General features: G+C 34.1%; 12 protein-coding genes and 1 pseudogene. 12 read left to right on the top strand and 1 reads right to left on the bottom strand.

Translation table 11 applies throughout. The annotated features are described in order from the left end of the window. Window positions 1–3 precede the first annotated feature (3 nt). From HX13_RS05295 to HX13_RS22910, 11 genes and pseudogenes are all read left to right on the top strand, one after another. The gene (locus HX13_RS05295) at window positions 4–1,287 is read left to right on the top strand and encodes a condensation domain-containing protein (RefSeq protein WP_050020204.1); all 1,284 of its coding nucleotides are present in this window, start codon (window positions 4–6) and stop codon (window positions 1,285–1,287) included. After that, the gene (locus HX13_RS05290) at window positions 1,284–2,534 is read left to right on the top strand and encodes a condensation domain-containing protein (protein ID WP_050020203.1); all 1,251 of its coding nucleotides are present in this window, start codon (window positions 1,284–1,286) and stop codon (window positions 2,532–2,534) included. The genes HX13_RS05295 and HX13_RS05290 overlap by 4 nt, the downstream gene beginning before the upstream one ends. After that, window positions 2,531–3,076, top strand: a complete 546-nt coding sequence (locus HX13_RS05285; RefSeq protein WP_050020202.1) for a hypothetical protein — start codon at window positions 2,531–2,533, stop codon at window positions 3,074–3,076. The genes HX13_RS05290 and HX13_RS05285 overlap by 4 nt, the downstream gene beginning before the upstream one ends. 137 nt (window positions 3,077–3,213) lie before the next feature. Further along, on the top strand, window positions 3,214–4,140 hold the full coding sequence (locus HX13_RS23480; protein WP_238555050.1) for a type I restriction endonuclease: 927 nt from the start codon (window positions 3,214–3,216) through the stop codon (window positions 4,138–4,140). Beyond that, the gene (locus HX13_RS25350) at window positions 4,133–4,507 is read left to right on the top strand and encodes a DEAD/DEAH box helicase family protein (RefSeq protein WP_262483491.1); all 375 of its coding nucleotides are present in this window, start codon (window positions 4,133–4,135) and stop codon (window positions 4,505–4,507) included. The genes HX13_RS23480 and HX13_RS25350 overlap by 8 nt, the downstream gene beginning before the upstream one ends. Beyond that, on the top strand, window positions 4,473–5,885 hold the full coding sequence (locus HX13_RS23475; protein ID WP_262483490.1) for a UvrB domain 3-containing protein: 1,413 nt from the start codon (window positions 4,473–4,475) through the stop codon (window positions 5,883–5,885). The genes HX13_RS25350 and HX13_RS23475 overlap by 35 nt, the downstream gene beginning before the upstream one ends. Before the next feature lie 29 nt (window positions 5,886–5,914). Further along, complete coding sequence (locus HX13_RS23470) at window positions 5,915–6,085, top strand: hypothetical protein (protein WP_238555049.1); 171 nt, start codon at window positions 5,915–5,917, stop codon at window positions 6,083–6,085. A gap of 218 nt (window positions 6,086–6,303) precedes the next feature. Continuing rightward, window positions 6,304–7,552 (top strand): annotated as a pseudogene (locus tag HX13_RS25955) (class I SAM-dependent DNA methyltransferase). After that, window positions 7,549–7,923: an N-6 DNA methylase gene (locus HX13_RS23460; RefSeq protein WP_238555048.1), complete on the top strand. Its 375-nt coding sequence runs from the start codon at window positions 7,549–7,551 to the stop codon at window positions 7,921–7,923. The pseudogene HX13_RS25955 and the gene HX13_RS23460 overlap by 4 nt, the downstream one beginning before the upstream one ends. Next, on the top strand, window positions 7,916–8,410 hold the full coding sequence (locus HX13_RS22915) for a restriction endonuclease subunit S (RefSeq protein WP_202962905.1): 495 nt from the start codon (window positions 7,916–7,918) through the stop codon (window positions 8,408–8,410). The genes HX13_RS23460 and HX13_RS22915 overlap by 8 nt, the downstream gene beginning before the upstream one ends. A 127-nt stretch (window positions 8,411–8,537) precedes the next feature. Then, complete coding sequence (locus HX13_RS22910; RefSeq protein ID WP_202962904.1) at window positions 8,538–9,107, top strand: hypothetical protein; 570 nt, start codon at window positions 8,538–8,540, stop codon at window positions 9,105–9,107. Window positions 9,108–9,167: 60 nt separating this feature from the next. Here HX13_RS22910 and HX13_RS05265 read toward each other — a convergent pair whose 3' ends face one another. Next, window positions 9,168–9,578 (bottom strand): helix-turn-helix domain-containing protein, encoded by a 411-nt coding sequence (locus HX13_RS05265; RefSeq protein WP_050020201.1) that lies wholly within the window; start codon window positions 9,576–9,578, stop codon window positions 9,168–9,170. 207 nt (window positions 9,579–9,785) lie between these two features. Here HX13_RS05265 and HX13_RS05260 point away from each other — a divergent pair, with 207 nt between their 5' ends. After that, window positions 9,786–10,634, top strand: a complete 849-nt coding sequence (locus tag HX13_RS05260; protein ID WP_050020200.1) for a GIY-YIG nuclease family protein — start codon at window positions 9,786–9,788, stop codon at window positions 10,632–10,634. Window positions 10,635–10,817: the final 183 nt, after the last annotated feature.

Below are 10,817 nucleotides of genomic sequence, written 5' to 3'. Positions count from 1 at the left end.
CCTATGAACCAACCTATTAAAAGAAGATTATTATTTGGTGAGCGAATGTTACTGGGAGACGGAACAGAACCGTTCAATGCGGTGATCCCTTTCAGGCTCAGGGGTACCTTTACTTTGAAGGATATCCAGCAGGCTTTGGCTCAGATCCAGCAAAAACATCCGTGGTTAAGAGCGCTTATTGCTCACGATGATCAAAATATCCCCTGGTTTGATGTTCCTGAAAACCCGATCTCCATTCCGGTGCGAATTATTGCCAGACAAGGAGAAGATCAGTGGCAGGAAGAATCCAGAAGGGAATGGAATACCTTATTCGATCCTAAAAAATCACCTCTTATCCGGTTTGTCTGGATCAAGGGGGAAGACGTTTCTGACATGCTTTTTGCGTTCCACCATTGTTTATGTGATGGTGGTTCTGCAATGGCTTTCCTTTATGAGTTTTTAAAAGTATTGGATGATCCAAAGGCTGACATTGGGGTAGAAAAACCAATTTTAGGTATTCAGGATGTAGTTCCTGCTAATATTTTAAACAGCCGGAAGAAAAAATTAAAAGCCAAATTCATCGGAAGATTAGCGGCTACAGCCATTAAGGTTATTCCTACCGGTAAAAAATCTATTGACCGTCAAAATGACTATTTAATCAATTGGAAAGTAGATGAAACCGTAAGCCGGCAACTGATTTCCTATTGCAAAGCCAATGGCGCTACCGTGAATACGTTTTTAAGTGCTGCTTTACTTCAGGCTTTCAAAAAAGTAAAAGGAGCCGGAGCTTTCAATAAAGTGTCCTGCCCTGTAGACATCAGACGTTTTGCTACCCAGATCAAAAACGATCATATTTTTGCTTTTGGATTGATGATCGTAGTTTCTGCCAATGAAAAGCTGAGCTTTATAGAGAATTTACATGCGATACAGGCTTCTGTAGAACGTAAAACTTCTAAGCTTGACCCTTATATTACCATGATGGTGATGGAATCCGGCCATGATGCGCTGAATAATTTCACCAAACTTTTAAAGAACGGAAAATCATCTAATGACTGTATGTTTTCCAACCTAGGACGCATTCAGATTCCTCATGAGTATAAAGAATTCTCGGTAGATACTATTTTCAGTCCGTCTGTGATTGGTCCGCTGGGAAATACCACTACACTGGTCGTTTCTACCTACCGTGGGAAAATGGATTTTTCATTTGTAGGAAGTGAAGGCTATTTGCCGTATACCGATGCCCTGGCCATCCGTGATGAAATCATGAAGATTATTAAGCTGCAACTGGAATATATCGCCGTATCATGATCAAAAGAAAACTAATGATGGTGGAAAGGATCATGTATGTAGATCCCGAAACCCCTGTAAACTGCGTATTTGCAGCGAAAATAAAAGGAGAAATTCCGGAGCAGAATTTTAAAACTGCTCTGGAAAAAATCCAGCAGAAACATGCGCTATTAAGAGTGGTTATAGACTCTAAAAGTGAGAAATACCCCTTTTTTATAGAAGAAAAAGACATCGCTCCTATCCCACTCCGCATTGTAGAAAGAAAAACAGATGAAGACTGGCTTACCGAGTCTCAGAAAGAATGGAAAATCTTGTTTGAGGAAGAGAAAACACCGCTTGCCCGTGTAGTATGGGTAAGAGGACAGAATGTTTCTGAAGTCTTTTGGGCCATCCCTCATTGCATTTCAGACGGAACCACCGGAGTGACCTTAATGAAGGAACTTCTTCAGCTTTTGGATAATCCTTCTTTGGAATTGGAACCTTATGAGCCTTTCTCTTCTGTGGATGAATTTCTTCCTTCCCACTTTAATGTCAAAAGTAAAAAATTCAAAGCCAGACTTTATCTGACCTTTGCCAGGTTCTTCTTTATGCTGCAACAAAAAAGTAAGAAGAGAAACCTTGGAAAAGACTATGTTCTTCACCAAAAACTGGATCCGGCAACTACGACTCAAATCACTGAAAGATGTAAAGCCAATGGCATTTCCGTACATGCTTTGCTTTGTTCTGCCTTCATGCAGGCATTCCGGGAAGTAAAAGGGAAAGAAGCCAAAGGGAAAGTCATCAGCCCGGTAGATGTTCGCCATTTTATTCCGGAGATTAAAGAGGATCATTTATTTGCCTTTGCCCCAACGGTGGACCTTGCTATTAAAAAAGGAAGCTCCGATCTGTTGAACAATGCCAAGCAGATTAAAGAAGACCTTGTTCAGAAAATAGGAAAAATGGAAGCCCGCGAACTGCTGTGGATGGGTGAACAGATGCACCCGATCGTAGACCGGATGATCTCCATGCTTAAATCAAGCAATGGCGGCCATGATGTAACCCTCTCCAATATGGGCAGGATCAACATCCCGAACGAGTACAAAAACTTCAGCATTGAAACCATTTTCAGCCCTACGGTAGCCTTCCCGTGGCTGAACTCCAACACTTTGGTGACGAGTACCTACAACCATCAGATGGATTTTATATTTTTGTCCAACGAAGATTTCCTTCCCAAAACGGAAGCCGCGAAAATAAAAGAGAAAGCCATAGCGCTAATGACCACCTCATGAAATTGAAATTTAAGCCGAAGCCGCCCAAAAAGCTCAAAAAAACCACCCTTAAACGCTTTCTCATCAAGCGTACAATTTACTATGTCCTTCCGAATGTATTTTTCAATTTCATCATTGCCTATGCCAGCTTCAAAGAATTAGGCTACACCCATTTTTTCTCCGGCGAACAAAATCTGGCCCGCCTTACCCTACCCATGGCCCTGTTTCTCCCCGTTGTCCTCACCATAGACATCATCAAAAGAGTAACCGATGCCGCCGGACAAGGCGCTATTGAGTTTACCGTAGATGAACAGTTAAATATTAAAAAGTTAATGACCAAGCTGAGTATTCTGCATGGTGTGATTACCTGTTCTCTGGTATTAGCGATGCTTTTCTTAGGACAGTATAATTTTTCTAAGGATTATAAGCTGGATGCTACTGCGATGGCTGTTGTTGTGGGGATATTGGCAGGAGTGCTGTCTGTGGTATTTGTGTATTTGCCAGTGTGGAGGTTGAGGAGGTGGATGTGTAGGAGGGTGAATTTAGTTAATTTGGACACTTAATAAATACTCTAAGTTCTTAAATATTGATAATAAAACTTTAACATTGGAAAAATAGAAATTCCTTGCCATATTTCTTCATTTAAGAAAGACGGAATCTTATCTTTGTTGACACAAAACAATAACAGAGAAAGTTTCTAATGGCATTTAACGAAGATTCAAGAGTAAAAATCCCAGCAATACTACATCTTTGTAGACTTGGTTATCAATATATTCCTAGAAATAAACAAAATAGACTTGAGGAAAATAATATTTTTCCAGATATATTTAAAGAAAGTATTAGCAAGATTAATAGGTCACTTTCAGAGCACGAAGTTCAAAAAATTTTAGATGAAACAATTCTAAAACTAAAATATGATGACTTTGGAAAGGGGTTTTATAAGTCTTTAATAAACACTTCAGGTACAAAACTAATTGATTTCGAAAATTTTAACAATAACTTTTTTCATGTTACTACAGAATTAGCATACAAAAATGGTGATGAAGAATTCCGTCCTGATATTACAGTTCTTGTTAACGGATTACCTTTGATATTTATTGAAGTAAAAAAACCTAATAATAAGGAAGGCATTTTAGCTGAAAGAAAAAGAATAAATAAGCGATTTTCTTTAAAAGCATTTAATGCATTCACCAATATTACACAGCTCATGATATTTTCCAATAACATGGAATATGAAGATGGTGTAATAGAGCCTATTATGGGCGCTTATTATGGAACGCCGTCCAAAGAGGATGTTTATTTTAATTATTTCAGGGAAGAAGAAAATTTAGATTTAACAAGAATATTAGTTCCCGAAAATCAGGATTTAGAGAACCTGATTCTTAAAGATAATAATATAGTTGCAATTAAACATACGGATGAGTTTATTACAAATAAGGATTATAATAAACCTACCAATAGAATTTTAACTTCATTACTTTCCAAAGACAGACTTGCATTTATTCTTCGGTATGCCATTGCATACGTTGAGGAAGAAAAGCCAGATGGTTCTAAAGAAATTCAAAAACATATTATGCGTTATCCACAAATTTTTTGCAACGAAAGCCATTGCAAAAAAGTTGGATGATGGTATCAAAAAAGGTATTATTTGGCATACACAGGGTTCTGGAAAAACAGCTTTAGCTTTTTACAATGTTAGGTTTCTGACAGATTATTACCAGAAAAAAAATACAATCCCAAAATTCTATTTTATCGTAGATCGTTTAGATCTTGCTATTCAAGCTAATAACGAATTTTCAAAAAGAGGCTTGTTTTCGAAAATGATTGCTTCACGTGCAGATTTTGTTGCTGATATGAAGAAAGTGGCTGCATTGCAAAATAATTCAGGAGAATTAGAAATTACAATAGTTAATATTCAGAAATTTACAGAAGATAGTACTGCTATTGAAAAAATTGACTATGATCTCAATATTCAGCGAGTTTTTTTTCATTGATGAAGCTCATAGAAGTTACAATCCTAAAGGAAGTTATTTATTAAATTTATTGAAATCTGATCAAGATGCAGTAAAGATTGCACTTACGGGAACTCCACTTTTAAGAGAGGTGGCGAAACAATATGATTCTAAATTAATTTTTGGAGATTACATCCATAAGTACTATTACAATGCTTCAATAGCGGATGGATATACTTTGCGATTAATTCGTGAAGCTATTGCGACCAAATATAGTATGCAAATGAAGGATATTATAGAGCAAATTAAAGTTTTAAAAGGCGATATTTCAAAAAGTGAAATTTTTGCGCATCCAAAGTTCGTTGAGCCTATGTTGGAGTATATTTTAGAGGACTTATATTCTTTTAGAGAATATTGGCAAGATGATACTTTAGGAGGTATGGTAGTTTGTGATAGTGCAGATCAAGCAAGAGAATTATTTCATTTTTTTGAAAATAAATTTGGAAAACAAGAAACTGAGTCTGAAAAAATAGTGGCTGAGCCAAGAGCGTCTTATAAAATTACCAATCGACAAAATTTAACAGCTTCTTTAATCTTACATGATGAAAATGATAAGTCAATACGAAAAGATTTAATTTCTGCTTATAAATTAGGTAAAATTGACTTGCTCTTTGTATACAATATGCTTTTAACAGGTTTTGATTCCAAACGGTTAAAAAAGCTGTATCTCGCGCGTGTTGTTAAAAATCATAATCTTTTGCAAACACTTACTCGCGTAAATCGTCCATATAAAAAGTATAGGTTTGGGCATGTTGTAGATTTTGCAGACATCACTAAAGAATTTAAAGAAACCAATCAGAATTATTTTGAAGAACTGCAACAAGAACTTGGTGATGATATGCAGTCATATAGTGACTTATTTAAAACACGTGAAGAAATTGAAACAGATATAATAAATATTAAAGAAAAATTATTTCATTTTGATATCAACAATGCTGAAAATTTCAGATTGCAAACGGATGAAATTAAGGATAAAACGAGGCTTATTGAATTAATCAAAGTACTTAATGATGCAAGAGAGCTAAAGAATATCATTCGCTTCCAAGATGAAGCAGATTTATTAAAAGCTTTAGATTTTTATAAGCTAAATCAATTATTGAAAGTGGCTCAAAGTAGATTGGACATGCTCAATTTAGTTGAAGATATTAATTCGGATTCAGATACCTCTAATATTATAAATTTAGCGTTGGAAGATATTTTCTTTCAGTTTGAGAAAATTTCTGAAGAAGAAATGATTTTGGCGGATAAATTAAAAGATCAATTAAGAAAAACAAGAGAAGAATTACAACGAAATTTTGATCAGGCTTCTCCCGAATTTGTTTCTCTTAGAGAAGAGCTCGAGCGTATTTTTAAAAAATAAAAAATTTAGATGAAGTCTCGCAGGAAGATATGAGGGAAAACATTGCTATTTTATCCAGGATTTATGATGAAGTTAAAGAACTTAATCGAAAGAACAATAATTTGAAAGATAAATATGAAGGAGATGAAAAATATGTGAGATTACATAAACGATTATTAGAGAATAAGGCTATATCTGCTAAAGAAATACAAATTTTATAACGCACTTATGGAAACGAGAAGTGTTGTAGATGGAATTTTCTTAAAAAAATATCAACTTAATGCAAAATGATGAGTTATTTTAAAGAAGAAGTTTTAAGTATTGTTATTCAACAATTTATAGATGAGCAGAATCTAAAATTAGATTTTGATACCACAGAAAAAATTAATCACTTAATTGTAAACGAGTATCTTTACCAGTTTAATTACCAATAAGAGAAATGACAGAGCAAGAATTTGTAACCAAAACCAAATCACTGATTGATGGGCTAAAGAGTGTTTGTGCAAATTATGGTTTAGGAAATGATGCAAGCGAATTTAATATTATTACTCAAGTATTTTTATATAAATATTTGAATGATAAATTTATATATGAAGCAAAGAAAGCAAATCCCAAATTAGCAAAGGCTGAAAATTTTCAGGAAGCATATCAAGCTTTATCTGAATCTGAACAGAAGTTTTTGTTGGGAAGAATTGGGACAAAAGCTGCTAAAATGAAGCCTGAACAAATGATTTCTTATATCTATAATAAAAATGGAGCAGAAAATTTTGCAGAAATTCATTTTGATGGAACTTTACGGAGCTTAAATGCAGATAACGAGCATTTATACGCTGTAAAATCTGAAGGCGGGGGAAAAGAAAAAATGTTTGACGATTTGAGTCAATATATCCGTGATGTTTCGCAAAGAGATGCATTTTGTAAAGCTTTACTTAACAAAATTGTTGATGTAAGTTTTGAGAAGATGTTTTCTGAGAAATACGACTTTTTCTCTACTATTTTCGAATACTTGATCAAAGATTATAACTCAGATTCTGGAGGAAAATACGCAGAATATTATACTCCACATGCAGTTGCAAGAATTATGGCTGCAATTTTAGTTACTGAAAAAGATAATGGTGTGAAAGTATATGATCCCAGTGCAGGATCAGGAACACTTCTTATGAATATAGCACACGCTATTGGAGAAAAAAAACTGTAGCATTTATTCTGAGGATATCTCTCAGAAATCAGCAAACATGTTGAGATTAAATCTTATCATTAACAATCTTTCGCATTCTATTCCGAATATCATAAAAGGAAATACTATTTTAAGTTCTTCTTATTTGACTGAAAAATTTGACTATATCGTCTCAAATCCACCGTTTAAATTGGATTTCTCAGATTATCAAGCAAAATTATTAACAGATACCTACAAAACTCGCTTTTTTGCGGGTGTACCAAAAATACCAGCAAAAGACAAAGATAAAATGGCAATTTATCTTTTATTTATACAACATATTATGCATAGCCTTTCGGAAAAAGGGAAAGCGGCAATTGTTGTTCCAACAGGTTTTATCACAGCCCAAAGTGGTATTGAAAAGAAAATACGTGAAGCTTTAATTGAACGAGGTTGGTTACGTGGTGTAGTAAGTATGCCTAGTAATATTTTTGCAAGTACTGGAACTAATGTTTCTATTCTATTTTTTTGATAAAAAATGCAGATAATGAGCACATAGTTTTAGTAGACGCCTCTAAACTAGGCGAGATTGTGAAAGAAGGTAAAAATCAGCGCACTGTTTTAACCAAGAAAGAAGAACAAAAGATAATCTCTGCTATGAATGATAAAATGGCTATAGAAGATTTTTCTATTGTTGTAAAAACTGAAGACATAAAAGCTAAAAACTATTCTTTCTCAGCGGGACAATATTTTGAAGTAAAGATTGAATATATAGATATTACACCAAATGAATTTGCTGAAAAAATGAATGGTTTTGAAAACCGATTGACCTCATTATTTAGGCGAGGAAATGAATTAGATGTTGAAATTCAGAATCAGTTAAAAACATTGAAATATGAGTAATTGGAAACAGATTTCTATTGGTGAATTCATTGATTTTAATCCTCATGAATCTATAAAAAAAGGCTCAATTGCAAGGAAAATTGGAATGGATAAACTAGGTATATTTCAAAGAAAAATTAATGGATCTGAAAATCTAGAATATTCTGCTGGACCAAAATTCCGTAACAAAGATACATTAGTCGCTAAAATTACACCCTGTCTTGAAAATGGAAAAACAGCGTATGTTGATAATTTAAATGAAGGCGAAGTTGCATTTGGCTCTTCTGAATTTATTGTACTAAGAGAAAATGAAAACTCTGATTCTAAATTCATTTATTATTTAGCTAGAAGTCCTTTATTTAGAGAACGTGCAATTAGCTGTATGGAAGGCACATCTGGAAGAAAAAGAGTAAATGAAGGTGCTTTAAAAAGACAAGAGATATTAGTACCCACAACAAAAACAGAACAACAAAAAAATTGCCTCTGTTTTATCTGCATTAGACGATAAAATAGAGCTCAACAACAGCATCAATGCAGAACTAGAACAAATAGCCAAAACACTATATGACTACTGGTTTATACAGTTTGATTTCCCTAATGAAGATGGAAAACCTTATAAATCTTCAGGTGGAAAAATGGTTTATAACGAGTTATTGAAAAGAGAAATTCCTGAAAACTGGGAGGTAACTTCTGTAAGCTCAGTATTAAAAAATCATGGATTTAATGTTAAAATTAATACAAAGGATTATTTAGAAGCTGGTAAAATTCCTATAATTGACCAAAGTACACATTTCATCGCAGGCTATACCAATAACATTCAGAGTAAAATCTCAATTTTAAAAGAACCAGCAATAGTATTTGGTGATCATACAAGAATCTTAAAATTAATTAATTTTGATTTTGCAAGAGGTGCAGACGGTACACAGATATTATTTAGTAATAATTCAAGAATGCCTCAATTTTTGTTTTATTACACTTTAAATAAAATTGATTTATCAAATTATGGCTATGCAAGACATTTTAAGTTTTTAAAAGAAGCTAATATAGTTTTACCTGATAATTCTGTCGCAAAAAATTTCAATAGAAGAATTGAAACATTTTATGATAAAATTCTAAATAATATTATACAAAACAAAGAGATTGCGACTCTCCGAGATTGGTTATTGCCTATGTTAATGAACGGACAAATAAAAGTAGAAGATTAAAACAATAGAAAAAAGCTCAACATTTCTAGTTGAGCTTTTTATTTATAATATTTGTCTAGTTTATCCTTTCTCAATTAACCTCTCCAATCTCCCCATCATCTCCTCCTTCTCCTTCAGCATCCTCTCATAAAGAGCAATCTTCTCATCATGCAACTGCAATATTTTTTCAATAGGGTGAAAATTAATTGTACCGTAATTAAATGAATTACTGAAAGCATTCTCCCCAAACGTATTAGAAATAATATTCACTGCCTGCTCCTCATCAAAATTCTGAAACGCTTCCACCGGAATTTTCAATACTTCAGAAATTCTTTTCAGTAAAGGGTCTTCAATAATTTCTTTCTGTTCCAGCAGAGAAACTTTCTTCTGGTTCCAGTCGTCCCCAAGGTCAAGAGCCAATGCTTCCTGCTTGATGCCCAGCATTTCCCTGAATCGTTTTACATTGCGGCCCTGATGTATTTTATGTTCCATGATAAATCAACATTTATGAAGTTTTAAATATAGAAAAATATTTATAAAGATAATCTCTAAAATCACACAATTAAATCAATAAATTCTTTTTATTAAAGCAACTTTTACAGTTTATTATTTTAATTAAAACCTTTACTTTGATTATATTTACACGAAGAAATTACTTTTAAATTTAGAACAACAAAAACATTCGCTATCACTATATCCATGAACACCTTCGGAAAAACTATACGCCTGTTCTTTGTAGATGGCACCCCAAACAGTCTTACTACAGCAGAACTCAGCAACTGGACGGGAATAGGCATCAGAGTTCCCCGTATCAAAGTAAGAGAATTCAGCAGCCGTACAGAATTTAGAAAGCCTGGCGTTTATATTCTGATTGGTAAAGGAGATAATAATGAAGATGCTGCCTATATTGGCGAAGCAGAAGTAATTGCAGATCGCCTTGCAAGCCATATTGCCAATAAAGAATTTTGGAATGAAGTACTATTCTTTGGAAGCAAGGATCAATATCTGAACAAAGCAGGTGTTAAATACCTGGAGAACCGTTTGTATGAACTGGCTATCCACGCAGAACGTTATACTATTAATCAGAATATCCCTACCCGACCAGAACTCTCTGAAGCAGAACAGGCAGAATTGGAAGAATTTTTATCCAATATCAAAATATTAACGGCTTCACTAGGGCATAAAATATTTGAATCTGTGGAAGAAACTATTGAGCAGGATAAAGCCAACCAACTGATTTTATTCTGTAAAAACGGAGCTGGGGCCAGCAGTAAAGGCAGCCCTTCCACTGAAGGCTTTATCGTATATAAAGACTCGCTTTTTATGGTAACAGAACAACCATCATTATCTGAAGGCATTGTACTGGAACGGAATAAAATGCTTTCAGAAGGAATACTTGAACCGGAAAATGGCTTTTATAAATTAACAAAAGATTACATTTTTACATCCTCTTCGAGGGCAGCTGCCGCTACATTAGCGAGATCAGCAAGCGGTCCTTTAGAATGGAAAAACGAACAGGGGATTCAGTTAACCAATTTGCAAGTGTAATAATATCATCCCTTCAAATAATAATTTGAGGGGATTTTACTACAATTTCTTGTTAATGAAATCAAACTCATTATCCTCAATGCTTCTATCCTCCCAACTCCTACGCCCCTCATAATACTTTAACATCCTTTATGCCCATCCCTCGATAAATTTTCGTTCTTTTGCAAAGTTTTAATTTATTAA

Source organism: Chryseobacterium sp. P1-3, from assembly GCF_000738495.1.
In the GTDB taxonomy this organism is placed as follows: Bacteria; Bacteroidota; Bacteroidia; order Flavobacteriales; family Weeksellaceae; genus Chryseobacterium; species Chryseobacterium gallinarum.
Note: the sequence above shows the minus strand (reverse complement) of the source record. Positions and strands in the feature narration are given on the sequence as shown.